General features: G+C 63.2%; 21 protein-coding genes and 1 pseudogene. 10 read left to right on the top strand and 12 right to left on the bottom strand.

Annotated elements, in window-relative coordinates:
* Positions 1-53: 53 nt before the first annotated feature.
* Entirely contained in the window at positions 54-566 is a 513-nt protein-coding gene (locus tag OKW39_RS40370; RefSeq protein WP_429565201.1) for a DUF1993 domain-containing protein, read from the top strand.
* A 44-nt stretch (positions 567-610) separates the two neighbouring features.
* On the opposite strand, the pseudogene OKW39_RS40365 reads toward OKW39_RS40370, so the two are convergent.
* Positions 611-790, bottom strand: a pseudogene (locus OKW39_RS40365) (YnfA family protein); the annotation flags it as partial.
* Between the two features lie 145 nt (positions 791-935).
* Positions 936-1616 (bottom strand): LysE family translocator, encoded by a 681-nt coding sequence (locus OKW39_RS40360; RefSeq protein ID WP_429365284.1) that lies wholly within the window; start codon positions 1614-1616, stop codon positions 936-938.
* Between the two features lie 153 nt (positions 1617-1769).
* Here OKW39_RS40360 and OKW39_RS40355 point away from each other — a divergent pair, with 153 nt between their 5' ends.
* Positions 1770-2240 carry an Lrp/AsnC family transcriptional regulator gene (locus OKW39_RS40355; RefSeq protein ID WP_018425024.1) on the top strand — a complete coding sequence of 157 codons (471 nt, stop codon included), beginning with the start codon at positions 1770-1772 and terminating at the stop codon, positions 2238-2240.
* 86 nt (positions 2241-2326) lie between these two features.
* Positions 2327-2560, top strand: coding sequence for a hypothetical protein (locus tag OKW39_RS40350; RefSeq protein WP_090806236.1), 234 nt, complete (start codon positions 2327-2329; stop codon positions 2558-2560).
* A 70-nt stretch (positions 2561-2630) separates the two neighbouring features.
* On the opposite strand, the gene OKW39_RS40345 is transcribed toward OKW39_RS40350, so the two are convergent.
* On the bottom strand, positions 2631-3107 hold the full coding sequence (locus tag OKW39_RS40345) for an OsmC family protein (protein WP_429565200.1): 477 nt from the start codon (positions 3105-3107) through the stop codon (positions 2631-2633).
* A 47-nt stretch (positions 3108-3154) separates the two neighbouring features.
* A complete protein-coding gene (locus tag OKW39_RS40340; protein ID WP_429334063.1) occupies positions 3155-3547 on the bottom strand; it encodes a hypothetical protein in 393 nt (130 codons plus the stop codon).
* A 149-nt stretch (positions 3548-3696) separates the two neighbouring features.
* Here OKW39_RS40340 and OKW39_RS40335 point away from each other — a divergent pair, with 149 nt between their 5' ends.
* The 4 genes from OKW39_RS40335 (at position 3697) to OKW39_RS40320 (ending at position 11866) form a co-directional block, all read left to right on the top strand.
* Positions 3697-5700 carry a VTT domain-containing protein gene (locus OKW39_RS40335; protein WP_429565498.1) on the top strand — a complete coding sequence of 668 codons (2004 nt, stop codon included), beginning with the start codon at positions 3697-3699 and terminating at the stop codon, positions 5698-5700.
* Positions 5701-6480: 780 nt separating this feature from the next.
* The gene (locus OKW39_RS40330) at positions 6481-7722 is read left to right on the top strand and encodes a phospholipase A (protein ID WP_184068068.1); all 1242 of its coding nucleotides are present in this window, start codon (positions 6481-6483) and stop codon (positions 7720-7722) included.
* A 297-nt stretch (positions 7723-8019) separates the two neighbouring features.
* Positions 8020-9252, top strand: a complete 1233-nt coding sequence (locus OKW39_RS40325; RefSeq protein ID WP_429565199.1) for a hypothetical protein — start codon at positions 8020-8022, stop codon at positions 9250-9252.
* A gap of 16 nt (positions 9253-9268) precedes the next feature.
* On the top strand, positions 9269-11866 hold the full coding sequence (locus OKW39_RS40320; protein ID WP_429565198.1) for an ATP-binding response regulator: 2598 nt from the start codon (positions 9269-9271) through the stop codon (positions 11864-11866).
* A 36-nt stretch (positions 11867-11902) separates the two neighbouring features.
* On the opposite strand, the gene OKW39_RS40315 is transcribed toward OKW39_RS40320, so the two are convergent.
* The 5 genes from OKW39_RS40315 to OKW39_RS40295 form a co-directional block, all read right to left on the bottom strand.
* A complete protein-coding gene (locus tag OKW39_RS40315) occupies positions 11903-13009 on the bottom strand; it encodes a porin (protein WP_429565197.1) in 1107 nt (368 codons plus the stop codon).
* A gap of 107 nt (positions 13010-13116) precedes the next feature.
* Positions 13117-14376, bottom strand: coding sequence for an MFS transporter (locus tag OKW39_RS40310; protein WP_429365278.1), 1260 nt, complete (start codon positions 14374-14376; stop codon positions 13117-13119).
* Between the two features lie 94 nt (positions 14377-14470).
* The gene (locus tag OKW39_RS40305; protein ID WP_429565196.1) at positions 14471-15433 is read right to left on the bottom strand and encodes a PDR/VanB family oxidoreductase; all 963 of its coding nucleotides are present in this window, start codon (positions 15431-15433) and stop codon (positions 14471-14473) included.
* A gap of 14 nt (positions 15434-15447) precedes the next feature.
* Entirely contained in the window at positions 15448-16230 is a 783-nt protein-coding gene (locus OKW39_RS40300) for an SDR family NAD(P)-dependent oxidoreductase (protein WP_090806258.1), read from the bottom strand.
* A 105-nt stretch (positions 16231-16335) separates the two neighbouring features.
* Positions 16336-17610, bottom strand: coding sequence for a Rieske 2Fe-2S domain-containing protein (locus OKW39_RS40295; protein WP_429565497.1), 1275 nt, complete (start codon positions 17608-17610; stop codon positions 16336-16338).
* 141 nt (positions 17611-17751) lie between these two features.
* On the opposite strand from OKW39_RS40295, the gene OKW39_RS40290 reads away from it, so the two are divergent.
* On the top strand, positions 17752-18540 hold the full coding sequence (locus OKW39_RS40290) for an IclR family transcriptional regulator (RefSeq protein ID WP_429446517.1): 789 nt from the start codon (positions 17752-17754) through the stop codon (positions 18538-18540).
* 305 nt (positions 18541-18845) lie between these two features.
* Here OKW39_RS40290 and OKW39_RS40285 read toward each other — a convergent pair whose 3' ends face one another.
* Positions 18846-20330, bottom strand: coding sequence for a mannose-1-phosphate guanylyltransferase/mannose-6-phosphate isomerase (locus OKW39_RS40285; RefSeq protein WP_429365571.1), 1485 nt, complete (start codon positions 20328-20330; stop codon positions 18846-18848).
* A gap of 307 nt (positions 20331-20637) precedes the next feature.
* On the opposite strand from OKW39_RS40285, the gene OKW39_RS40280 reads away from it, so the two are divergent.
* On the top strand, positions 20638-20877 hold the full coding sequence (locus tag OKW39_RS40280) for an NAD-dependent epimerase/dehydratase family protein (RefSeq protein ID WP_429334067.1): 240 nt from the start codon (positions 20638-20640) through the stop codon (positions 20875-20877).
* Positions 20878-20889: 12 nt separating this feature from the next.
* Here the strand turns inward: OKW39_RS40280 and OKW39_RS40275 are convergent, their stop codons facing one another.
* Both OKW39_RS40275 and OKW39_RS40270 read right to left on the bottom strand, forming a co-directional pair.
* On the bottom strand, positions 20890-22158 hold the full coding sequence (locus OKW39_RS40275; RefSeq protein WP_429565195.1) for a glycosyltransferase family 4 protein: 1269 nt from the start codon (positions 22156-22158) through the stop codon (positions 20890-20892).
* Between the two features lie 323 nt (positions 22159-22481).
* Positions 22482-23492, bottom strand: coding sequence for a GlxA family transcriptional regulator (locus tag OKW39_RS40270; RefSeq protein WP_090806262.1), 1011 nt, complete (start codon positions 23490-23492; stop codon positions 22482-22484).
* A 477-nt stretch (positions 23493-23969) separates the two neighbouring features.
* On the opposite strand from OKW39_RS40270, the gene OKW39_RS40265 reads away from it, so the two are divergent.
* A complete protein-coding gene (locus OKW39_RS40265; protein WP_090806264.1) occupies positions 23970-24737 on the top strand; it encodes a class I SAM-dependent DNA methyltransferase in 768 nt (255 codons plus the stop codon).
* Positions 24738-24841 lie beyond the last annotated feature (104 nt).

Here is a 24841-nt window from a genome sequence, read left to right as displayed (position 1 = left end):
TTTCATTGCCGCGCGCGCCGCCTGCGCGCACGATCGAGAAATCAGAGGAACCCATGTCAATTTCGATGTATCAAGCATCACTGCCTGTGCTGATTCGCGGCCTCACGAACCTCCAGGCCATCCTGGGCAAGGCCGAGGCGCACGCGGCCGCAAAGCAGATCGAACCGTCGGTGTTCACGAATGCCCGGCTCGCGCCGGACATGCTGCCGTTCGTGCGCCAGGTGTATATCGCGAGCGATACCGCGAAGGGTTGCGCGGCGCGCCTCGCCGGCGTCGAGCCGCCGAAGTTCGACGACGTCGAGCAGACTTTCGATGAACTGCAGGCCCGTATCCAGAAAACGATCGATTACCTGAAGGAATTCAACGCGGCGCGGATCGACGGTTCGGAAAGCCGCACCATCACGCTGAAAATGCGGACGGGTTCGATCGAGTTCACCGGAGCGTCATATCTGTTCGGTTTCGTGCTGCCGAACTTCTATTTCCACGTGACGACCGCGTATGACATCCTGCGTCATAACGGTGTCGAGCTCGGTAAGCTCGACTATCTGGGCGGGATGCAGCAGTAAACGGAGCCGGCGGGTCGTCGGTCGCGCGGCCGCCCGCACGTGTGCAGGCGCGGCTGGAATGCGATCACCGCCATGCCGGCCAGCGTCAGCGCGACGCCTGCCGCGTCCCACAGCGTGGGCCGCACCTCGTCCACGACCCACAGCCACGCAAGCCAGCGCCACGGCAGGTAACAGCCGAGAATCTCGGCGACAGCGGTCACGACATACAGCAGGAAGGTTTGCATCGATGAGCGTGAGAAGGTGGTTGTGTCGCCGCGCGTGCGCGCGGCACGCTGCGCTATCGGCTTTATTAACCCAATCGCCTGGCACCGCGGCCTTTGCATCGGCTGTATGCGCACGCGCGACGAATGCAAAAGCCAGCTCCGAGTTTCAATCCAGCGAAAGCCGCAGCGCGAAGCCGATCAAGGCAGCCGAGAAGGTCCACCGTTGTACGGTCTGCGCCAAAGGATGGACGCGCATCCAGTTGGCGATGCGCGCAGCGCCGATCGCATACAACGCGTCGAAGCATGCGCCGATCACGAGCAGCACGACACCAAGCTCGATCATCTGCCACGCTACCGGCCCCGCTTCCGGCCGCGCGAATTGCGGCAACAGCACCGAGCAGAACAGTAGCGCCTTCGGGTTGAGCAGGTTCGTCAGCAGACCTTTGACGAACGCGGTCCGCAACGGCCGCACCGCATTGCCCGCATCGCTCGAAGCAGTGGATTCCACTCGCGGCGCGCCGGCCGCTTGCTTGTCGCGCGACCCGGCCGGCAATGCGAACCCGGGCGAGCGGAAGATTTGTATCCCCACCCACGCGAGATAGACGGCGCCGGCATAGCGCACCGCGTCGTACAGCCACGGCGCGTTGCGCAGCAGCGCCGCCATGCCGCACGCCGACAGCGTCACGTGCGTCGCGCGCGATACGCCGAGCCCCGCCGCGGCCGCAAAGCCGCTGCGCACGCCGCGCGCGATGCTGGTTTGCAGGATCAGCGCCATGTCCGGCCCAGGCACCGCATAAACGACAATCAATGCCGCCACGTAGACGGCCAGCAGGTGAGCGGAAATCATCGGAGCCTCCTTGTTGTTCGAGGCTCCATGTTGCTATCGGATGCGGAGCGTTTGCTGGCGCCTTTCAGTCCTCTGCATTCAAAAAATAGCGGAATGCGCTAATATTTCGACATCTGGCGACGCCTTCCACCACCCGGCAGCCCCCTTCCGACCATGTCCACGGACGATCTCGACAAAACCGACCGCGCGATTCTCGCCGCGCTGCAAAACGACGGCCGCATGTCGAATGCGCGTCTGGCCGAGATGGTCGGCCTCAGCGAGACGCCTTGCGCGCGGCGTCTGAAACGTCTGGAGAACGATGGTTACATCGACCGCTACCGCGCGGTGCTGTCGCGCGCCGGGCTCGGTCTGGGCGTGATCGCGTTCGTGCTCGTGCGCTTCGCGGTGCACGACCGCGTGGTGGCCACGCGCTTCGAGCGCGAGGTGCAGGCGATCCCGCGGATCCTGTCGTGCCACAACGTGTCGGGCAGCGCCGACTACATCCTGCAGATCGTCGCGCGCGACCTCGACGACTACGGCACGTTCATGCGCGACGAACTGCGCGGCCTGCCGGGCGTGACGTCGGTGGAATCGGCCTTATCGTTGCGCGAAGTGAAAGCGTTTGGCGGTCTGCCGCTGTCCTGAGCGCGAACGTGGCATAGTCCCCCCTTTAGTCCCCTTTTGAAGCGGCACGAGCCGTTCCGACGCAACCCGACGACCCCGGAGTTCCCATGGATCACGACAAGGCGCGAGCCGAAGAAACCGCCGCAATGGAACGCGTGTTGACCGCCACGATGCGGGTGCAGACCGCGTTCGCGTCGCTGCAATCGCAATTCCCGCCGGCAGGCAGCGGCAAGCCCTCGCAATTTGCGCTGCAGACTTTCGACGCCGCGCTGCAGGAACTCGAAGACGCACAAGCCGCGTTCGACGAACTGCTCGGCGATCTGCTCGACGGCAATCGTTGAGCGCTAGCGAGCGTCTGGCCGGCGCCCCGCTCGCCAGCCGGCTCGCACGCTTCGCGCCGCCGCATGCGCGTTAACGCGCGTCCGTCTCCACCACCGGCTCGCAGAGAATCGGAAAATTGACGGAGTTCGCGACGTAGCACTTCTGATGCGCGACGTGATGCAGATGCGTGGCCAGTTCGACATCGCCGCTCGCGCGGATCGTCACGCGCGGGCGCAGCACGATCTGGGAAAAGCGGCCTTCCTGCGCGGTATCGAGCATCGTGCCTTCGGCGTCGTCGCGATAGTCGAGCACGACGATGCCCGCCTCCGAGCACAGATGCAGATACCACAGCTTGTGACACGCGCTCGCCGACGCGACCAGCAGGTCCTCGGGATTCCAGCGCGTCGCGTCGCCGAGAAACGCCGGATCCGACGAGCCCGGAATGTCGGACTTGCCGCCGGAAGAAATCACGTGATCGCGGTCGTAGTCGCGGTAGCCGGAGGTGCCGCTGCCGCGGTTGCCGGTCCATTTCACCGATACGTGGTACTTGTGCTCGCCGTGCGCCATTCGCTTCCCCTTTGGTCGGATCGGACCTGCATTCTATCCGCGCCACACTAGCGCGGCGGCGCCGCGCGGCCGGTCACGTTCGGCGCGCGTGGGTCGGGATTCATATAGAGCGCCGTGCCGTTCGCGCGCATGTTGTTGAGCGCGGCGCCCGAGCCGGTCGCGCCACCCGAGCCGAGCCCATACGAGCCGCCCGCCGACATGCCGGGCACCGGCATGGCACTCGGACTGACGCCGGTACCGATGCCCATCGCGCCGCCGACAGCCGCATTGCCGCTGCCCCCGCTGCCCCCGCTGGTGCCCGCGTTCGTGCCCGCACGAGTGCCGTTTTGGCTGCCGCCAGGATTGCCCGGTTGCTGGGCCTCTACCGTTGCAGCGGCCCCCACCGTCAACAGCGCCGCAAGCAACGCCGACCACACGATCCCACCTGTTGCTGTCTTCATCGCTACCCTCCAACCGCATCGATCCGCCGAGCACGATATCTATTCTGAGCCGATCGCGCGACCGATGCAGCGGCGCCGCTCCCGCCCGCGCCCACGGCGTGTCCGTGCGCGTTATGATCGATCGTTACGCCCGAACGGCCGATCGCACGATGGAGCACGCCTACATCCACCTTTTGCATCTGCTCGCCGGCCACTCGACGTGGATGCTCGCGGTCGTTTTCCTCGCCGCTTTTTTCGAAGCGATCGCGGTCATCGGCACCTTCGTCCCCGGCAGCACCGCGATGTTCCTCGCCGGCGCGGTGACGGGCACCGGCTCGCTGAGCCTCGCCTGGGTCTTCGTGTGGGCGATCGTCGGCGCGGTCGCCGGCGACGGCGCCAGCTTCTGGCTCGGCGCTCGCTACAGGGAGCGCATCGTCACTCTGTGGCCGTTCCGCGCACACCCCGGCGTACTCGACGCGGGCCAGCGCTTCTTTCTGAAGCATGGCGCGAAGAGCGTCGTGCTCGCCCGCTTCATCGGCCCGCTGCGGGCGATCGTGCCGGTCGTCGCGGGCATGATGGGCATGCGGCCGCTGCGCTTCCTCTCGATCAACGTGCTCTCCGCGCTGCTGTGGGCGCCCGCGCACATCCTGCCCGGCGTCGTGTTCGGCGCGTCGGTGCTGCTCGCGGGGGCGGTGTCGTTCCGGCTCGTCGTGATCATCGCGATGCTGGCGTGCATCGTGTGGCTCAGCTTTCGCGGCGCTGGGTTTCTGGTGTCACACGCGAATGCCTGGTCGAGCGCGGCAGGCCGTCATCTCGGCAGCTGGGCATGCCGCCATCCGGGTCCGCTCGGCCGCATCGCGCGCCGCATGCTCGACCCCGACACGCCCGATGCGACCCACCTGCTCGCGACGTCGCTGATCGTGCTGGTGGCCGGCGCGCTTTTCTTCGGGGTCCTTGAGGACGTCGTCAGCGGCGATCCGCTGACGACCATCGACCTGTCCGTTTATCACTTTCTGCAATCGATACGCACGCCGTGGGGCGACACGTTGCTCGCGGCGCTCGCGACGCTCGGCAGCGGCATCACACTGTTCGCGCTGGTCGTCACGGTCGCCCTGTGGATGGTGTGGGAGCGGCGCTGGCGCACGATCGTCTACTGGCTCGCGGCGGTCGTGTTTTCGCAGCTGCTGATTCTCGGCCTGCAACTCGCGATGCGCCGCGCCCCGCCCAACGAACTCATGAGTGGCCACTTCGTGTTTCCGAGCAATCACGTCGCCGCGACGGTGATCATCTACGGCTTTCTCGCGTTTCTGCTGGCGCGCCGGATCGGCAAGCTCGGAGGCGTGCTGGTTGCCGGCGCCAGCATCATCGTCGTGATCGTGGTCGCGCTCGCGGGCGTCTACTTCGGCCGCTACTGGGTGTCCGACGCGATCGGCGGCGCGGCGCTCGCGTCTGTGTGGGTCGCGCTGATTGCGCTGACGGCGATCTGGCGGCATCCGCGGCCGCCGCCGCCGCGCCGTTTCATGCCGCTCGTGGTGCTCGCGGTCGTAGCGCTCAGTGTCGGCCTGCAGCTCGGCCTCGCAATGCCGACGCCGCCGGACGGCGCGCCGCAACCACCCCCCGTGCAGTTCACGCAGACGCAGTGGAAGCTCTCCGGGTGGAAGCGGCTGCCGTGCTTTCGCTCCGACATGGGCGGCGATCGCAAGGAGCCGCTGACGCTGCAATGGGTCTCCGAGCCCGCTTCGATACGCGAGCAGTTGCGCGCGCAGGGCTGGGTCGAGGGCACCGACGTGTCCGCGCACAGCCTGCTGTCGCTCGCTTCGCCCGACGTCGCGGCGGTGTCGCTGCCGGTGCTGCCGAAGCTGAACAATGGCGTGCCGTCGTCGCTGGTCTTCATGCGACCGGGCAATTCGCGCGAGGAACGCTACGTGCTTCGCTTCTGGCCGAGCGGCTACGCGGTCGACAACGGCACCTCCGCGGCGCCGCTTTGGGTCGGCGCGTTCGCGCACGAGCGGCTGACGCGGCCCTCCTGGCCGCTGAACATTTTGCGCATCGATCGCGGCGCGAGCCCGTTCGACGCGCCCACCAGGTCGGGCGCCGAGCTCGGCGCGACGGTTCTCGCGGAGGTCGATTGTCACGGCGTGCCGGTGTCGCTGCTGGTCTCGCCGAGGCAATGAGCTGCACATCCAGGCAACTTCAGGCATCTCAGGCATCCCCAACTCGACGATTCGATAAAGGAGACAACCGTGGGCCGCTTCGGAAGTCCACATCGACGTACCCGGCGCCGTCTATCAGCAATTGGCGCCACGGGCGGAACGCCTGCTGCGCCATATGCCGCGCGTGAGCGAACTCGACAATGCAAGCGCGCCGGAGCAATACCGGAAATTCGCCTATTGAAGAAAGCATTCAGTCGCCGCATTGGCCGCGCAACGAATTGTCACGAAAGCGAATCGCCAATTGACGCGCAATTGCCATAACGGAAATGACTGAGGCGACCGCGGGGATACACCGGGTCGCGAATGACAATCGATTTGACATTTAAGTCTTCGTTGCGCAAATGCAACGACACACCGGCATTATCCCCACTTCCCCCCGCTATTTGCACCGATAGCGCTCCTAATTCATTTTTCCACTCACGCAATCCGTAATCGCACTGGCAGAATGAGCAGAATGCCAGATAGCGGGAACCGGCATGCGTCGCCATTTCCGCAATAAAACACGGCGGCCGCGATTTTCTACCCAATTGCACGCATTAACGCTATCGTCTCTTTGCGACCTGAACTCTCGTAGACCACCAGGAGCTTCGTGTGCGGAATCGATCGATGTCTCGCGTGAAGAAAGACCGCCAGTCCGCCGTTCGCAGCCACCGCTCGCGTGTTTCCCGATTATCTTCGAGTCCGCTTTCCGGCTCGGTTTCCAGCTCGCTTTCCAGGCTTCTCCCCTGGTTATCGCTTTGCATGACTGCGCTGGTGCTCGGCAGCTACTCCGCGTATAGCGTCGCCGGCGTATCCGTATTGCGTCCGCCGCGCGAAGCGCTATCGAGCAGTCCACTCGAAGTGACGATCGTCTATGCCGGCGATCAACCCGGCGGCACCGAAGTCGACGTGCCGGCGCAATTGAATATCGCGATCAGCAATACCGACGTGGTACCGCATCGGCTCGCGCTCACGCGCGAAAGCGGCGCACCCGAGCATCTGAAGCTCGCCGCCGGCGAACTGAAGGCAGTGCGCTATACCGGCACGTGGCCCGAATGGGCGCGCGGCGCGATGCAGATCGACGTGCCGGATCTCGACGTGTCGCCATCGTACGTGCTGCTGACGCGTCCGCCGCGCTCCGGCAAGGACGCGGCGCTCGCGTCGGCCGGGAGCGCCAATGGAGCAACGGCGGCGGGCACCGCGAGCGGCGCACCGTCGTCGACGAGCCTGATCGCGTCGTCGCCCGCGCCATCACGACCGGATGCGCCCGTGCCGCAAATCAACACTTTCCTGAGCCGCTTCTCCGCCTTCGAACCGATGTATTTCGCCGATGGCGGCGGTAGCGAGTCCCTCGCGAAATTCCAGCTCAGCTTCAAGTTCCGCCTCGTCGTTCCGGACGACCCGCGCTCGCGTGGTTTCGCGGACAACCTGTACTTCGCCTATACGCAAACCTCGCTGTGGGATCTCAAGAAGTACTCGGCGCCGTTCCGCGACACCAGCTATATGCCGGCACTCTTTTATTACCTCGAAGACACCGGCTGGAAGAGCACGTGGTGGAGCAGAATGGGCGTGATGGCCGGCTACGAACACGAATCGAATGGACGCGACGGTCCGGAATCGCGCGGCGTCGACTATGTGTTCCTCAAGCCGATCTGGGATTTCGGCGACATCCACAGCTACCATCTGACCATCCAGCCGAAGATTTATTACTATACGCACATCGCCGGCGAGAACCACGACATCGCCGACTACCGCGGCTATGTGGACCTGCGGTTCATCTACGGCAGCCCCGACGGCGCGCAATTGGACACGACGCTGCGCAAAGGAACGCAAGGCGGCAAGGGCAGCGTCGATACGCAGTTCACCTATCCATTGGCGAAGCTGATCAATAGCCGCTGGGGCGGTTATCTGTGGCTCGGCTTCTTCAGCGGTTATGGCGAGGACATTCTCGACTACAACCAGCATCGCTGGATTGCGCGAATCGGCTATAGCATCACACGCTAATCCGGAATTCGCCCGGCATGCAAGCAAAGGGCCGCCGAGCGGCCCTTTTCCATTCGATGACGGCCCACGACGCGCCCTAATACATCGAAACTTCTGCCGTAATCCTTTCAAAAGTTTGCCCAAAGCCGACCTCCACCCGGCGGGCAACCCGTCATGGACCGCTCGTGAATGCTGTGTGCACGAACAGACGGGCATATCGGTGTGGATTTCTCTAGAGTTGAAGGGTCGCCGGTCCAACCGGCTGGCCACGCAGCGCGCTGACTTTTCCAGCGTCTAATCAAAACCACGGAAAAACCAATGAAAACCGCTCTCCTTAAAGACGTGTCGCCTGTTTCAAACGAGCCAACCGGACTTCTTTTGCATCGGAATAGTGCACCGCTTGCGCTCAAGCACGAAATTCACCCGGAACAGATCCGGGATAGCCTGCCGGCCCGTCAGGGGGGAGTCGGCTTTCTGTTCCACGCGACCGATTGGGAAACCCTTTCATTTTCTTTTCACAACGTTCGCGAACGAAGCGAATCGTTCGAAGAGGAGTTGTGGAAAACCAGGCCTTTCATCGCATCGCCGATCTATTCGGGCGCGCAGGTGATCGGCGCGAATATCGCCTGCCCGGTGCCGCTCGAAATGTGGCTCGGCAGCCCGCGCGGCATCAAGCGCTTTCGCGAGACGCAATTCTTTCCGGCGCTCGAGCTCGCCCGAAAGGCGGGCTTGAACATGGTCGCGATGGGCGCGTCGACGCCCTACGCGTGCAACTACGGCGCGCTGCCCCGGCCGGTCAAGCCGCCTCACATCACGACGGGCCACGCGGCGACCGCGGCGATGCTGAAGGACTGGGCGATGCATTGCTGCGAACAGCTCGACCTCGAGCTCGGCAACACGAAGCTCGCGCTGTTCGGCGCGGCCGGCCGGCTCGGCACGACGGTCGCGAAGTATCTGCTCTACAAGGATGCGCCGAAGGAGCTGGTGCTGATCGATCTGCCCGACAAGATCAACCTGCTGATCGATCAGGCGAACGATCTGCTCGCGTCGGACCTGCTTGGCAAATCGAAAGTCTCGGTGCATACGTTCAGCCCGGACACGCCGCTGCCGGACTTCGACGGCGCGATTCTCGCGAGCAGCACGAGCGTGCCTTACCTGAGCGCCGCCGATCTCAAACGCGCGCAATTCTGGATCGACGACTCGCATCCGCGCGCGGCAAGCGTCGCAGCGGAACTCGCTTCTCGCGGTCATACGCTCTATATTGAATGCTTCGCGCGCGGGCCCGCCGGACTCGACACCGCGTTCCCGTTCAGGCTGCCATCCACCCGCGACTGCTATACCTGCTTCGCCGAAGGCTATTCGGCATGGCAGGAAGGTATCGCCTCCGATTTCATCATTGGCAGCCCGCCCGTGTGGTCGGTCTCTTATACTCATGGTCTGCTGAAGAAGTATGGCTTTTCGGTCGGACCGTTTCACGGCAAGAACGGCGATTCGCTCGCCGAAGTCGTCGAATCACAGCAATTCAATACGCATGAAATGATGGGTTCCTAATGAGCTCGGAGGCCTGATGGCGATACCGCGCGAAAGCATGCGGGATATGCTGGAACGAAGCAGGTTCGCAATTCGATGGGGAGGCGCACTCGGCCTCCTGTGTCACCCCATCTATTACGTCGTCTGGACCTACATCCTTCCGCAGCCTTACGACAACCTGCTGCTGCGGCTCAGCGCGGCGGCCGTCTGCGTCCCCCTGCTGTTCCAGGCGCGCTGGCCGAGGCGCTACAATCCTGCGCTGCTGATCTACTGGCATTGCTGTCTGATTTACGTGCTGCCGTTCGTCTGCACGTTCCTGACCGTCAGAAACGGTTTCTCCACGATGTGGATGATGACCGAGGTCATGATGATCTTCATTCTGGCGCTGTGTATCGACAACCCCCTGCTGCTGATAACGTGCATCGGTATTGGCGTGTTTTCCGGCGGGCTCGCCGGCGTGTTGAGCGCGCCGACGCCGGTCGTTCTCAGCGCGCAGGACAAGTCCAACCTCGCGTTGCTGCCGGTGGTCGTGCTGTGCAGCATGGCGTTCAGTCATGCGATCAGCAAGGGACGCATCTTCGTCGAAAAGAACCGCGCGTTGCAGGCGCTCGCGGGGTCCATCGCGCACGAGATGCGCAATCCGCTGAGCCAGTTGCGGCACGTGCTCGACCGCGTCGAGGAAGCGCTGCCCGCGGCGACCGAAGCGGGCGCGGCGCCGACGCTGACCGACGGCACGGCCTCGCTGATGTACAACCACCTCGCGCAGGGGCAATTGTCGATCGAGCGCGGCCTGCGCATCATCGCGATGACGCTTGACGAAGTCGCCGCGAAATCGATCCGCCCGGATAGTCTCAGCTACCTCCATGCTGGCGCGACCACGCGCAAGGCGCTCGCCGAATACGGCTTCGACAACGACAAGGAACGCGCGAAGGTGAGCGTCGTCGTCAGGCGCGACTTCGTGTTCAAGGTCGACGAGACGGTCTATCTGTTCACGTTGTTCAACCTGATCAAGAACGCGCTGCATCACATCGTCGCGTATCCGCAGGCGACGCTCACATTGACCGTCGACCGCGACTCGGTGATCGTACGCGACACCGGCCCCGGCATCGCGCCGGAGATCCTGCAGCATCTGTTCGAGCCGTTTCGCACGGCCGGCAACTCTGGCGGCACCGGGCTCGGGCTCGCGTACTGCCAGCGCGCGATGCGCGCGTTCGGCGGCAGCATCGACTGCGAATCGGGACTCGGCAAGTTCACCGCGTTCACGCTGCGCTTTCCACCGGTAGCGGCCGACGAGGTCGAGGAGCACGAGCGGCGCCTGTTCGAACGGGCGATGCCGGCGTTCAAGGGCAAGCGCGTGCTCGTCGTCGACGACGACGACACGCTGCGCGCCCGCACCCGCCGCGTGCTGACGCAGGCCGGCGCCTATGTCAGCGAAGCGTCGGGCGGCGAGCTTGCGCTCGCCACGTTGCGGCGCGCGCCGCTCTACGACCTCGTGTTGATGGACATCAGCATGCCCGCGATGGACGGCTACACGACGACCGAGCGCCTCCGCGCCGACAGAGACTGCCCGAACCGCAACGTGCTGATCGCCGCCTATACCGCCGAACCGGGCATCGCGGTGCGACTGCGCGCGCGGCGCGCCGGCATGGACGAGATCATCAGCAAGACGTCGAGTGTGCAGGAGCTGCTCACCGCGTTGCAGACCCTCTTCGACAACGGTGCGCATCATCAGCCGGGCGAACTGCCCGATGTCTTCGCCGGCAGAACCTTTGTGATCGCCGACGACGACACCTACAGCCGGCTTGTCGCGAAGGCGTATCTGGAGCGCTGCGGCGCGAGCGTCGTCGAGGCCGACCACGGTCAGGCGGTGCTGACCAAACTGCACGAAGACGGCTTCATCGACGCGATCCTGATGGACGTGAACATGCCGGGCATGAACGGCATCGAGACGACGAAGTCGATTCGCGCGCGCACCGATGCCTACGCGACGCTGCCTATCATTGCGCTGACCAGTCACACCGATGCCGAAGCGGTGCAGGCCTGCGTTGCCGCCGGGGTGAACGAGGTGTTGATCAAGCCGGTGCAGGCCGGCTCGCTGTACGCATGTCTCGCGCGGCAGTTCGGCACACGCGGCGCGCTGGTTGCGGACGCTCCGCAACGAATCACGGAAACCGCGGGCGGAGCCGCGCAAACGGATTTTGCGGCGACGCCGGTGGCATTGCCCCCCACTGCGAACGCGCCCGCGGCCGCCGCCATCGCTGAAGAAAGCCTGCTCGACGAAGCACACCTCAAGGAACTGGTCTCGCTCGATCTGCTTGACGAATCGTTCCTGAACGGCATCGAACAGATTCGCTCGCTCGTCGTGCGCCTCGCAGGCAACAGCGCGGCCGTCGATATCAAGGCGACGCACGCGAGCTTGCATGCGTTGCTTGGCGTCAGCGGCAACATCGGCGCGAAGGCACTGCATCGCTACGCACGGCAGATCTATCCGCGCGTGATCGCCGGTGAGTGGCCAGTGGAAACCGACTGGCACGCCCAGATCCGCGCGTTGGGCGCGCGCTCGACCGACGCCTTGCAGCGGTATTACGCGTCGGCGAAAGGGCGGCGCGATCATCGCGACGCACTGAGCGATTGAGAGGGCGGCCTCGGTCGCCCTCTTTGCAGCGTCAAGTCAGAACTTGTGCAGCACGCCGACCGCAACAGCGAGCTGGTTCGCGCCGGTCTTCACGGTGGTCGTCGCGACCGAAGTCGCCCACCCCGTCGCACTCAGCGCGGCCTTCGAGCTGTTGATCACATACGTGATGTCGGTGTACAGCGCCGTGCGCTTCGACAGCCAGTAGTCCGCGTTGACACCGGTGCTCAATGCGTGCGCGTCGACCTGGCGATACGCGTGGTAGTAAGTCGCGGCTGCGAGGTCGAGCGCCGGCGCCACCCTGTAGCGCACGCCCGCGAACGCCATCGACTGCGGCGGCGATGCCGCGAGCGTCGACCGGACGTCGTTCAGCAGCAATTCGTAGCCGCCGTACAGCGTCGCCTTGCCGATCTGATACGAACCGCCGGCCACGTAGCGGCGCTCGCTGTCGCCCGATGACGCAATGGCCGAGCCTTGCCGCTGCTCGTACACGAACGTCAGATTCAGCGGCCCCTGCACATAGCGTCCGCCGATGTCGTACTGCTTGCCGACGCGGAACGAGCCAGCCACCGGCACGTTGTAGGTGACTGCGTCGTAGCCGAGGCTGTAGAGCGCATTCAGCTCGAATGGTCCCACATGGCCGAGATACGACACCGCGTTATCCGCGCGACCGACGAACTGCGCGTCCTGCGCGGAAAGGCCGTAACTCGAATAACCGAGCGGGTCGAGCGCGAGGAAGTAGCGATACATCGGCGTCATCTGCCGGCCGAGCATCATCGCGCCGTAGCGGTCCGATTCGAGTCCGACGAACGCCTGCCGGCCGAACAGCCGCCCTCCTTGCTGCAGGGCACCGGTGTTCATCGACATGCCCGATTCGAGCGTGAAAATCGCCCGCAGTCCGCCGCCGAGATCTTCCTTGCCCGTGAAACCCCACCGCGAATTCAGCCGGTTGCCGGTGCCGAGAGCGACCTGCGTGCCCGACGATCCCTGCGACGTGACAGCGTGAGTCACGTAGGTCACCCCCGAGTCGACGATGCCATAGAGCGTGACCGACGACTGCGCATGCGCCGCGCCGCTGATGCCGATACCAATACCACATGCAAAAAGGACCTTCGACGGCCTGGCGAGAGGGTTGTGCTTCACCATGTGTCTCCTGCTGGAAAGTGAGTTGTTTTGTGATGCGGATTAGTTATCGTCCGACCTCTGTCGTTGCGGTAGCCGGCGCGGGGCCGCGTCGGCTACCGGAGAATCGGTCATTCGCGTGCGATATGCGGGTTGACGAAGAACATCGCGATGACCGCGATAGCGGGTCCGATCGCGAGTGTGAGGAGCGCGAGCATGAACGAATGGCTCGCGCCATACAGCGAGCCGACCACCATCGGCGACACCGCGCTGCCGGACTGCCAGATAGCATTGGTCCAGCCGGCGCTCGCGCCCGCGAGACGCTTGCCCGATGCGTCGCTGACCTGAGCCATCAGCACCGGCAGATAGCCGAACGAGAACGCACCGAGAATCGGCGCGACCAGATAGAACTGATGCACCGTCGAGCAGTAGCCGAACACCAGCAGCGCGATCGCGAAGGCGATCAGGCAGCCGATCGACATCATCCGCCGCGACACACCAGGCAGGTCGGAGATCCAGCCGAGCGTCGGCTTCGCGATCACCGCGCCAATGCCGAACGAGGCGACGATCGATCCGGCGACGATCGGCGCAATGCCGTATTGGCGCGTCATCAGTGCGTTGCCCCATGCACCGAAGCCGACGGTCGCCCACAACCCGCCGCATCCCGCGATCGACAGCGCGATCAGGTTACGGTTGCGCAACAGGCCGAGCATTTCCTGGAGGCTGTTGCGCGCGGGCTTCGCTTCGTTCGAAGGCCGGTTCTTCAGCAGCAGCAACGTGACGATGCCCCACGCGAACGTGACGATGCCGAGCATATGGAATGCGTTCGACCAGCCGTGCCGCGCGGAGAACGACGGCACGACCGCGTTCGCAATCACGACGGCGAGCGACGTAGCGGTCGTGTAGAGGCCCATTGCGCGGCCACGGTCGCGCGTGAACCATGCGGGAATGATCTTCATGCCGGCCGAGTAGTCGGCGCCCGCCGCGAAACCCATCGCGGCCTGAATCACGATGCCGAATGCGAGCGAATGCGTATAGCCGAACGTGAACGTGAGCACGCCGAGCGGCAGCAGCGCAAGCGTGAGCATCACGCGACCGCCGAGCAGATCGGTCAGCATGCCGCCAACCACGTTCGCGATCACATAGCCCGCGTAAAACGCGGTCACGAACGCACCGAGCATCGACACGCCGATGCCGAGCGACGCGCCGACCGGCGCGGCTACCGTACTCCATGCAACGCGGACCACATAGCTGAGCAGAAACGCGGCCCAGACGATGAACAGCGCGACCCAGCGATACGGGCTCGTGTCGGCGCTACTCGCCGCCCTCGCATCGTTCCCGGTCCAGACGCTCGCGGGCATACCCTCCGACGACGCCAGATTCTTCTCCATGACTCCTCCGATGCCGGGCGTGCCAGCGGGGCCGCCCGTTTTCTTTCTGATGGATGGCGCCGACCGCGCCTGGCGGCCGGGCCGGCGATTACGGTTACAGATCGAGTACGAGCACCCTCGACTTCGCGCGTGAACAGCACGGCAGGAACTGATCGTTGCGGGCCTGCTCTTCTGGCGACAGGAACAGGTCGCGGTGGTCAGGTTCGCCTTCGAGCACCCGCGTGACGCAGGTGCCGCAAATGCCCTGCTCGCACGACACCGGCACGTCGACGCCCGCCGCCGCGAGCGCCTGGGTGACCGTGCAATCGGCCGCAATCGACACGACGCGGTCCGAGCGCGCGAGCCGCACGTCGAACGACGCGCCATCACCCGACGGCTGCGCCGCCGCGAAGTATTCGTAATGCAGACGCTCGTCACTCCAGCCGAGCGAGCGGGCCGTGTCGAGCACCGCGTTCATGAAGCCCTGCGGACCGCACACATATAGATGCCGGTCCGCGCCGGCGTCCGTCAGCAGTGCATTCAGATCGAGCATGCCGTGCGCGTCGTCGAAGTGGTATTGCACGTTGTCCGCCCACGACGACGCGGCGATTCGCTCGACGAACGCCGCACGGCTCTTCGAGCGCGCGCAGTAACGCATTTCGAACGCCGCGCCCATTGCCGCCAGCTGCTCCGCCATGCAGAGAATCGGCGTCACGCCAATGCCGCCCGCGAGCAATAGCGGCTTCGCGTCATGCCGGGCGAGCGGAAAGTGATTGCGTGGCACGCCGATATGAATCGCGTCGCCTTCGTTTACCGCGTCGTGCATGCGCTGCGATCCGCCGCGCGAATCGGCGGCGCGCAACACCGCGATCTGATACCGGTGACGCTCGCGAGACGCGTTGCACAGCGAGTACTGCCGCACCGGCCCACCGGGCACGTAGACGTCGATGTGCGCGCCCGCCTCGAACGGCGGAAGGTCGCGGCCGTCGATGTCGACGAACTCGAAGCCGGCAATCCCGTCGGCTTCGTCGCGTCGTGCGGCGACACGCACCATCAGCGTGGAATCGGTCATGTTCATGCCACCTCCTCCGCTCACATCGCCGACAGGCCGCCGTCGACCATCAGCGTCGTGCCGGTTATGTACGAAGCCTCGTCGCTCGCGAACCACAGGATCGGCCATGCGATCTCTTCGGGCGACGCCCAACGGCCGATCAACGACGTGTCCTGGCGTTGCGTCTTCAGCACTTCGACGCTTTTGCCCGATGCAATGGCCCGGTTCATGTGGAATTCGGTCAGCGTCGAACCCGGGCACACCGCGTTCACGCGCACGCCGTTCGCGGTCTCCTCGAACGCGAGTGTGCGGGTCATCGCGAGCATGCCGGCCTTGGTCGCGTCGTACAGGCCCATGCCCTTGCGGCCGGTCACCGCGTAGCACGACGACACGTTGACGATGCTCGCGCGGCCCGCGCGACGCAGGAACGGCAGCGCTGCCCTGCAATAGTTGGATGTGCCGACCAGATTGACCGACACCATCGCCTGCCACTCGGCCGGCGTCGCGTCGGCGAGCGCGCTGTAGTTGCGCATCGCCGCGTTGTTCACCAGCACGTCGAGCCGGCCGAACGAATCGGCGGCGAGTTGCGCCGCGCGCACCGCATCGGCGTCGTGAGACACGTCGGCCGCGAACGTCTCGACACGCGCGGACGGATCAGCCGCCTTCAGTTCGTCGGCGACGCGCGTGAGCGCCTCCGGGTTCGCATCGACCAGCACCACCGCGGCGCCCTCCGCGCAGAACACGCGCGCGGTCGCGGCACCGATGCCGCCTCCGCCTCCGGTGATCAGCGCGACCTTGTCCTCGAGTCTTTTACGTTGCTGCATTGCATGCCGGCGCGCAGCCGGCCTCCTTTTGCGGAATGGGCAGAAGGTCCAGTCGGACCAGACGACGACACGCGCAGCCGGACCGAAGTCCGGCTCCGCCGTGCATCAGATCGAGTAGATCGGCTGGTCCTTGCCGTCGAGCAGATGGATCACCGCCCATTCCTGCGGCTTCTGATCGCGCGGCAGCAGCACGCCGGCAGCACGTACGCGCTGCTGGTCGGCGTCGATCGCGGGCGGATCGGTGTCGGGCACCAGCGCCGTCGCCGCCTCGTACATCATGCGGCGGGCCATCACGATCGCGCGGTCGGTCGGCAGCAGCTTTTCCTTGCTGTGATCCTGGATCGGACCCATGCTTTCCTGCAGCGACGCGTCCTGCATCGCGAAGCCGAACACGCCCGAGTACGCGCGCTTTTCCTTCTGAGCCTGGCGGTCGATCAGGTAGTCGTTGTCCTTGTTCGCTTTTGGCCGGAACGTGCCACCCTCCTCGTACTCACAATGAATGCCCTTGCCGGCGTTCAGGTCGGCCAGTTCCTGCTCGTCGAGCGGACGGTCCGGGCGGAAGTTGATGCTCCACGCCCAGCAGGTGTGATCGTCGATCGGCACCCATACGTGGCCCGCGAGCGAGTGATCGCCGAACGGCGGGATCAGCGTGTACCACGGGAACAGCCACTGCGTGACGCGCCAGTAGTACGAATCCGGCTCGCCGTTGCGGCGGCCGAACAGCGTGAGGCCGAACGGCTGCTTCTCGATCTCGAAGATCACGTTGCCGTCCGCCTTGATGTAGTCGAGTGCCTTCGTGCCCTGGTGCATCGGGTCCTCGTCGACTTCGTAGCGGTGTACATACGACACGTGACTCGTGTCGATGCCGCCTTCCATCGCCTGCAGGTAGTTCGATTCCTGCAGCCGCTTCGAGACGAACACGTGGCTCTCCGGCAGATTGCACCACTCGAGATCCGGCGGCGCCGGCTGGCGGTCCTTCGGCCCCATGTACGCCCACACGATGCCCGCGCGTTCGATGCACGGATACGCGGTGATGCCCATGTGCTTGCACGCCTGCGGCGCGGACGGCACTTCCACGCAGTTGCCGTTGCGGTCGAATTTCAGACCGTGATACGAGCAGCGGATGCCGTTCTCTTCATTGCGGCCGAAGTACAGCGACACGCCGCGGTGCGAGCAGAACTCGTCGATCAGCGCCGGCTGGCCGTCGGAATCGCGAAAAGCGAGCAGCTTTTCGCCGAGGATCTGCACGCGAACCGGCGGGCAATCAGGCTCTGCGATTTCGCTGGCGAGGAGCACCGGCACCCAGTAGCGGCGCATCAGATTGCCCATCGCCGTGCCTGGGCCAGTGCGAACCAGAGTTTCCGACATGTTCTTGTCCATCATTCCTCCGAATCCTGTTGTCCGTTGTATGAGAATGTAGTCTCATTGTACGGACAGATTGATCGACGTCAAGTTCTTGCGGCTAGGGACTTTCACTACAATGTGCAATCGACGCGGACCGCCGCAGAAAGGAAATTTCAAATGGAAGAAAAAAAGCCGCACGAAAACGTGCGGGCCGTAGAACGGGCGCTAGAAATTCTTCTGGCGTTCCGACCCGGGGACAAAGAATTGACCGTCGCGGAGCTGCTGACCCGCGTGGACCTGAGCCGACCGACGCTGTACCGCCTGCTGAATACGCTCGAACAGAACGGCTTTCTCGCCTCGTCGGGCGAGCCGCAACGCTTCAGGCTTGGCAGTTCGGTCGCGCAACTCGCGCACGCGTGGATGGCGAACAATACGATCGCGCAGCTCGCGCAGCCGATGCTGCGCGAGCTTTGGGAAGCGACATCGGAGACGGTCGCGTTGTTCGTGCCGGAGGGGACGTACCGGATCTGCGTGGCCGAACTGGAAAGTCCGCAGCCGCTGAGTTTCCGGCGCGGGGTCGGCTATCGCGAGAAGCTCGTGCTCGGCGCGAGCGGCCGCACGATTCTTTCGCAGATGCCGCTGTCGGAGGACGATCTGCGGCGCTATCTGACCGATCCGGATCAGGACGTCGCGGCGCTAGCCGCCGATCTCGACGCGGTCCGCGCACGAGGCTTCGGTACCAGCCATCACGAGCTGATCGCCGGCGCAGTCGCGGTAGCCGCGCCGTTCTTCAACGGCGCGAACCAGGTGGCAGGTTCGGTGTGCATCTTCGGGCCGAGCGTGCGCGTAACCGATGAGCGCGTCGCGCAGTTCGCGGAGTTGCTCAAGCGCGAGGTGGGCAATCTGTCGCGTGCGCTTGGGCATCAAGGGGAAACTGGACGGCCGCCGGGTACGGCACGTCGGTGAAATCGGCCTCAAAGGCGCTGGCCAACGCCGGGAGCGTCGTCAGAAAGGTCGACGCTTTGCTCAGGCTCCCGCTGATTCAGGGCTGAAGCCGAAACCAGCCGGATGGCACGCAGTTCGACATTCGCGAGGTTGGAGTGTGATGTGCCCGGAGGGCCGACGGTTGCTGAACGTAACCGATAATCAGATGGGGCAGATCTCCCGGATCGCAGTGTCCGGCGCAGCGCGCATAAAGGATGAGGCCGGCATGACACCGGCGGATAGAAGTTGGCGAGACGTTGGTGTCTCACGTGCGCATCAACCGAGGGTCAAATTCGGCCGTAGCAGTCGTCCAGGCGCACAATATCGTCCTCGCCGAGATAACTGCCCGATTGAACCTCGATGATTTCGAGCTGCACTTTGCCCGGATTCTCCAACCGATGCTGCACGCCGAGCGGAATGAAGGTCGATTGGTTTTCTGAAAGAAGAAACTGGTCCTCGCCCCGTGTCACGAGCGCGGTGCCGCGCACGACGACCCAGTGCTCGGCGCGATGGTGGTGCATCTGCAATGACAGGCGAGCGCCTGGCGCAACCACGATGCGCTTCACCTGAAACCGCTCGCCGCGCTCGATCGCATCGTAGAAGCCCCACGGACGGCGCACCTTTCGGTGCGTCTCGGCTTCAGGCGCGCGCTGCTCGCGAAAGCGCGCCACCAGCGTCTTGATGTCCTGCGCGTGTGAGCGGTCGGCGACGAGCACGGCGTCGTCCGTGTCGACGACGACTACGTTGGAGGTGCCAACGCATGCAACCAGCCGCCCGCCCTCGGCGCGCACATAGCTCGAGGTCGCGCCTTCGAAAACGACACGCCCGCTCGCGACGTTGCCGAGCCCGTCCTTCTCCATCGCTTCCCACACGGCATCCCAGGATCCAAGGTCCGACCATCCCGCCGCCAATGGCACAACCACGCCTTTGCAAGGCGAGCCGGCCGCGCCGATGTGCTCCATTACCGCATAGTCGATGGAATCCGCTGGCACACGGCCGAACTGAAACGGGCAAGGACGAATGAAGTTGTCGTCCGCCTTGCCTTCCGCGAACGCCGCGGTGCAGGCCGCATGCATGTCGCCGTTGAGCTTGGCTAGCGCTTCGAGCCACACGCCCGCTCGCACGATGAAGATGCCGCTGTTCCACCAGTAGGTGCCTGCAGCGACGTACTGCGCGGCGAGTTCGGTCGTGGGCTTTTCGACGAAGCGGTCGATCAGATGTGCGCCGTTTTCGAGGGCGTCGCCGATTCGGATGTAGCCAAAGCCGGTATCCGGCCGTGTGGGCGCAACGCCGAGCGTCACGATCATGGAGTGTTCGGCATATTCAGCGGCAATTGCGATCGCACGATGCAGCGCCGGAATGTCTGAGATGGAATGGTCAGACGGCATCACCACCATGATCGCGTCGTCATCCTGATTAACGGCTGCGAGCGCCGCGAGCGTGAGCGCCGGCGCCGTATCGCGCCGCGCAGGCTCGACGATAATCTTCGCGCAGACGCCGCACGCCCGCACCTGCTCTTCTGTCTGGAACCGGTGTTCCTCCCCACACACGATAATCGGCTGAGTGTCGACGTCGAAGCCGCCGACGAAACCCTCCATCCGTGTGACGGTAGCCTGCAGCAATGAATCCCGTCCGACCACATCGATCAACTGCTTTGGAAACTGCTCACGCGACATCGGCCAGAGGCGCGTGCCCGATCCACCTGCGAGAATGACCGGGACGATGCGCCGACAGGCGTGCCCGAGCGACCCTTCTGCGATCGCCGCTGCCATTGCGTCTTCAGAACTCACCGCGTCTTCCATCATCCACCCCTCTGGTCTTGCGTCGAACACGTACTTCCCGGCATCGCCAATTCGATTCATCGGTTATCGGTTCGCCGTGAAACGCACTTTCTCCTGCTCTCCCACATAGGGGCCCCGCTTGATGAAGAGAGAACGACCTCACGCGTCTGCAAGCATAGGAGCAGTTCCAGGGTCACTAGACGGGTTGACCGAATATGCCATGACGTTGGCTGAAGCGAGTCTCGCGGTACAAGGTGGTCTCACACGCACCACCTGATCTGCTCTTCTTTGGTTCATCATGCACTTATCCAAAGTGTTGCCCGCAGCCCATAAAGGTACGGCACACGAGGCAAAGCTCAACGGGGTTCAGTCGATTTCCGTCTGGAGCTCCGGCTCTCCGAAGCGGGAGTTCCTGCACGTCGACGACCCCGGGTCCGCCGCACTGGCCTTGCTCGACGCCGACGGGGCCGAAGGCGTGTTCAATATCGGATACGGACGGGGACACTGCAATCGCGGATCTTGCCCGTCTCGTCTATGACCTCACCGTACTCTAATTCATCCAGACTTCCTCTCCCCAACACACCGCACGGATGCGATATCGTTCGAGCACCCGCGCTAGCGTCGACAAGCGGGCTGCGTCATCGTTGCTCGCAAGACGCCGCGTGCCGCGCTCGATCATCAACTGGCGCAATGCAGGCTGGTCGATCAGACTGAAAAGCGCATCCGCCATGCTGTCGGGCCGAGCCAGATCGACCAGCAGTCCCGCGTCGCCGACTTGCTCGCGCAGCGCCTCGAGGTCAGGGTAAAGGACCGGTACGCCCAGACTGAACGCCTCGAGTGGCGGCAGATTGGTCGGGCCGAAATATGTGGGCATCACTAACGCGATCGACTCGCGATACAAGTAAGGCACGTCGCCGTCCGGAACGAAACCGAGAAAGAACACACGCTCGCCCAGACCGAGATCGGCGGCGACCGAACGCACGTATCTCATGTTGCCGAAATCGCTTCCTGTGAAGACCGCACCTACGCGGATGCCATAGCGGGACTCCAGCGCGTGCAGTCCCTTCAACAGAAACACATGGTTCTTGTGCGACCAGAACTGCGCGGGATAGTAGACGTATTTCAGATCGCGCGGAATTTTGTACTTCGTCTTGACATCGACGAAGTGCTCCACGTACGCCTCCTCGGAAAGCACTGTCGCGCGGGCTGGCGAGAATGGCATCAAATGCACGCGTTCGCTGTCTACTCCATATCGCCTGACAACCTTCTCGCGGCCGGCCTGCGAATCGACGAAGATGCCGCAGGCCTTCTTCAAGGCAGATCCGTACAAAAATTCTCGACGCTCGAATTCGTGCTTGATCCGGACTTCGGGAAACTCGACGTCGTCGCGGTGGGACAGATCCCAAACGGTGAACAGGTAGTTGAATCGATCAATCGCCAGTGCGAGGTTGGACGGCGTTGTGAAGTACGCAATGTCCGCGCGCATCACCGAAAGCAAGCGGTCCACCGAAGCCATCCTGCCCGGTTTCCGCAGAAACGCGCGCGGGCCTCCACGGCTATATATTGAACCGAGTCTCGCCGCCAGTCCGCGCAAGCGGGGCACCGGGAAAAAAATAGGCTCAATGCCGCTGCGTCGCAGATCATCGATGGTGGATCGCCGCGTCGTCACAAACTCAACCGCGCAAAGTTCCGGCGGAAGACTCTTTAGCAGCAAGGCAGCATTCTTCGCCTGCTGATAACCCCCACCTGAGGTATGTTCATAGTCTATAAACGCGACCATGCGAATAGGCCGTTCCAAGGAACCGTTTGAATTCGTCACTCCTCGCTCCACGTTTCTTGGCCATCGATATAACGATTGCAGCGCTCGAAAAAGGTTCTCGCGCTCGGTTTGAATTTAGATTGCGCGAGCTTGCTGGTGCCGTTCGTGACTGATTAAGGCAGGTATTTGGCCGGTCCGACGGCTTCCTGAGAAAAGCCCTTGTGCAAGGCTCATATGACGCTCATGCGGCCCTCGGACATCGAGCTTCCGAGGCGAACAGATGCGTGAAGATCTGTTTCTCCTCGAAAATATTTGAATCTGAATGCCGACCAACTGATTCGAAGGGCTCCTTGTCTCGCGGCGAAGCTTTGCCTCGCCAGCTCCTAAGCGGACATCTCCACAGGATCGGCCGTGGCGCCGCTTTTCTTTTGACAGCGGTATTCCGTCGCCGACATCGAGAATTGCCTCCTGAACACTTTCGAAAGCCGCTCGCCATTCGTCAGTCCAACCCTGCGAGCGATCTTGTCTATCGGCAAGTCGCTTCTGGCCAACAGTTCACAACTGAGATCGAGGCGCGCTCGCAAAAGATATTGCGACGGTGTCACTCCCATCTCGCGCTTGAACAGACGCAGGAAGTTCCGCTCGCTCATCGCCACCGTACGAGCCGCGTCGCCTATTGAAACCGGGCGTCCGCAATTTCGCTCGAGCCAGCGCGCGGATTCCTGTGCCTTTTCCGCCTGCGTGTTCGTTCCCATGGTGCTCAGCATGGTCGTCAAATTCTGATCTTTGGAGACGGTGAAGTGATCGGCAACTGCTGTCGCGATGTCGTATCCGAGGTCCCGCTTCACGAGCGCGAGCGAGTTGATCAGCGCATCGCCGCCTTCGGTCGACGCCGCGACGTTAGACGTCTCCGGACTCCAGATGCCCGGATCGACCGAAGCCCAATCGCGGCGAGAAATGCCCGCTGCCGCCAGCAGCAAGTCGCCGTTGCCGAGAGGGTTGACGACGCCGGTCTGCGAACATGCTATGGTCAATAACCCAATGAGCACCTCGTCGGCGGCTGCACGCTTTGCGCCGGGTCCGCCCGCAATATACAGTGCGTCGAAGCCTTGGAACCGCTGGCCGCCCAGGCGCTCGGTCCAAACGCAAACGGATGACGAACAGGCTATCATCCCACCGCAGGCAGAGACCAGACGGACGCTGTAAGTTGCGTTTCTTCTCAGACTGCGAGACTGAATCTCGTTGGCGATATGAAGCACCTCGGCAAGGGTGCCCGCTTCCAGCAGCGAAAAACCGTCGTACAACAAAATTCCTATGAGCTTGACCGCGCGTTCTTTAAATCGGTGGAAAATACCGTTATCTCCTGCATCGCCTAAGCTAGTAGCGTGGGACATGCCGTTACCTCCATTTTGCTTCGGTTCTAGATCGCTGCTCTGGCTTGCGTTGGAACGCTGTGGAAAGCGTATGACCTCGTGAGCTTAGTGCCATATTCGATCCACCATTGCCGCGGTGTCCGCCAAAAGCATGTTTCTGGCCGAGAATGTCGCTCCCAGTATCGACAAGACCAAAACATTGTCTGATTTCTTTAGCGCTGAAAGTGAAAACCATAAAGCCGCTCATCAGGGTTTCCCGACCCACAGGACTTGCTGAGCGATAGACCGATCAGACGGCGAATGCTTCAGCAAGGAAACGACCCGTCAACACCTTGCTGAAAACAGTCATGCAAGTAGTCTGAAAATCCCCGCTAGTTACCCTTTCTCATGAGCACCCTGAGCTTTGGCTTTGGCTTTGGTTGCCTTCGAATAAACAAAAGTGCGTTCGCGTCACGCGTGACTTCGCCACCGCCATACGACCAGACATGGAGTCGCTTCATGAGCTTCAGCACGAGATATTCGCAATACTATGATCTTTTCTATCATGACAAGAACTACAAGGCGGAAGCGTCGTTTGTCACCGGATTGCTCGGGCGGTACGGAATAGTTGGAGGTCACGTGATGGATCTAGGTTGCGGCACCGGACGCCACGCGGCGGAATTCGCAGCCGCGGGATTTTGTGTTTCTGGCGTTGACATGAGCGCCGATATGCTTGCCCGAGCCGCTGCCAGGTGTACCACTCTGCCAGGCGCAGTAGCGAAGCGACTGACGTTTCAGCAAGGCGACGCGCGGATCGTCCGCACGAATGAACTCTACGACGCAGTCGTCTCGCTCTTTTATGTTGCGAGCTATCAAACGACCAACTCCGATTTCATGGCGATGTGTCACACCGCCGCGACGCACCTGCGGCCATCAGGACTGTTCGTGTTCGATTGCTGGTACGGTCCCGCGGTCCTCGCCGCTCCGCCCGACGTGCGCATCAAACGCGCCTCCAGCGAAGAAACCGCGGCGATACGAATCGCCGAGCCCACGATGCGTCCTCATGACAATACTGTCGCGTTCAACTACACCGTCCTGCTAACGGATTTGAAAACACAGTCGGTCGAGACCGTCCTCGAGACGCATGTGATGCGCTACATGTTCAAGCCCGAGATCGAACTGATGCTGGACCTCAGCGGATTCGAGGTCCTGGACAGTTTGAAGTGCATGGGCGGCGAGTTGAGCGCTACCGATCTCTCAGCGACCTTCGTCGCGAGAAAACGGTGATGCTCGGAAACAGCCCGAGCGAGAAAACGTCGGAAAATACAACGAATGGCATGTCATAGCCAGCCTCGTCGATGAGTCGAGGCTGAACCGCCAGGCAGTCCCGC

The sequence above is a fragment of the Paraburkholderia sp. MM6662-R1 genome (genome assembly GCF_050436245.1).
In the GTDB taxonomy this organism is placed as follows: domain Bacteria; phylum Pseudomonadota; class Gammaproteobacteria; order Burkholderiales; family Burkholderiaceae; genus Paraburkholderia; species Paraburkholderia tuberum.
Note: the sequence above shows the minus strand (reverse complement) of the source record. Positions and strands in the feature narration are given on the sequence as shown.

Bases quoted from the DNA above. Each gene is read 5' to 3' on its own strand.
- OKW39_RS40315 (WP_429565197.1), bottom strand. From the start codon at position 13,009: ATGGTGAAGCACAACCCTCTCGCCAGGCCGTCGAAGGTCCTTTTTGCA.
- OKW39_RS40350 (WP_090806236.1), top strand. From the start codon at position 2,327: ATGGATCACGACAAGGCGCGAGCCGAAGAAACCGCCGCAATGGAACGC.
- OKW39_RS40325 (WP_429565199.1), top strand. From the start codon at position 8,020: ATGAAAACCGCTCTCCTTAAAGACGTGTCGCCTGTTTCAAACGAGCCA.
- OKW39_RS40290 (WP_429446517.1), top strand. From the start codon at position 17,752: ATGGAAGAAAAAAAGCCGCACGAAAACGTGCGGGCCGTAGAACGGGCG.
- OKW39_RS40300 (WP_090806258.1), bottom strand. From the start codon at position 16,230: ATGCAGCAACGTAAAAGACTCGAGGACAAGGTCGCGCTGATCACCGGA.
- OKW39_RS40345 (WP_429565200.1), bottom strand. From the start codon at position 3,107: ATGGCGCACGGCGAGCACAAGTACCACGTATCGGTGAAATGGACCGGC.
- OKW39_RS40335 (WP_429565498.1), top strand. From the start codon at position 3,697: ATGGAGCACGCCTACATCCACCTTTTGCATCTGCTCGCCGGCCACTCG.
- OKW39_RS40330 (WP_184068068.1), top strand. From the start codon at position 6,481: ATGACTGCGCTGGTGCTCGGCAGCTACTCCGCGTATAGCGTCGCCGGC.
- OKW39_RS40305 (WP_429565196.1), bottom strand. From the start codon at position 15,433: ATGAACATGACCGATTCCACGCTGATGGTGCGTGTCGCCGCACGACGC.
- OKW39_RS40310 (WP_429365278.1), bottom strand. From the start codon at position 14,376: ATGGAGAAGAATCTGGCGTCGTCGGAGGGTATGCCCGCGAGCGTCTGG.
- OKW39_RS40265 (WP_090806264.1), top strand. From the start codon at position 23,970: ATGAGCTTCAGCACGAGATATTCGCAATACTATGATCTTTTCTATCAT.
- OKW39_RS40360 (WP_429365284.1), bottom strand. From the start codon at position 1,616: ATGATTTCCGCTCACCTGCTGGCCGTCTACGTGGCGGCATTGATTGTC.
- OKW39_RS40370 (WP_429565201.1), top strand. From the start codon at position 54: ATGTCAATTTCGATGTATCAAGCATCACTGCCTGTGCTGATTCGCGGC.
- OKW39_RS40320 (WP_429565198.1), top strand. From the start codon at position 9,269: ATGGCGATACCGCGCGAAAGCATGCGGGATATGCTGGAACGAAGCAGG.
- OKW39_RS40280 (WP_429334067.1), top strand. From the start codon at position 20,638: ATGCACTTATCCAAAGTGTTGCCCGCAGCCCATAAAGGTACGGCACAC.
- OKW39_RS40355 (WP_018425024.1), top strand. From the start codon at position 1,770: ATGTCCACGGACGATCTCGACAAAACCGACCGCGCGATTCTCGCCGCG.
- OKW39_RS40295 (WP_429565497.1), bottom strand. From the start codon at position 17,610: ATGGACAAGAACATGTCGGAAACTCTGGTTCGCACTGGCCCAGGCACG.
- OKW39_RS40285 (WP_429365571.1), bottom strand. From the start codon at position 20,330: ATGGCAGCGGCGATCGCAGAAGGGTCGCTCGGGCACGCCTGTCGGCGC.
- OKW39_RS40340 (WP_429334063.1), bottom strand. From the start codon at position 3,547: ATGAAGACAGCAACAGGTGGGATCGTGTGGTCGGCGTTGCTTGCGGCG.
- OKW39_RS40270 (WP_090806262.1), bottom strand. From the start codon at position 23,492: ATGTCCCACGCTACTAGCTTAGGCGATGCAGGAGATAACGGTATTTTC.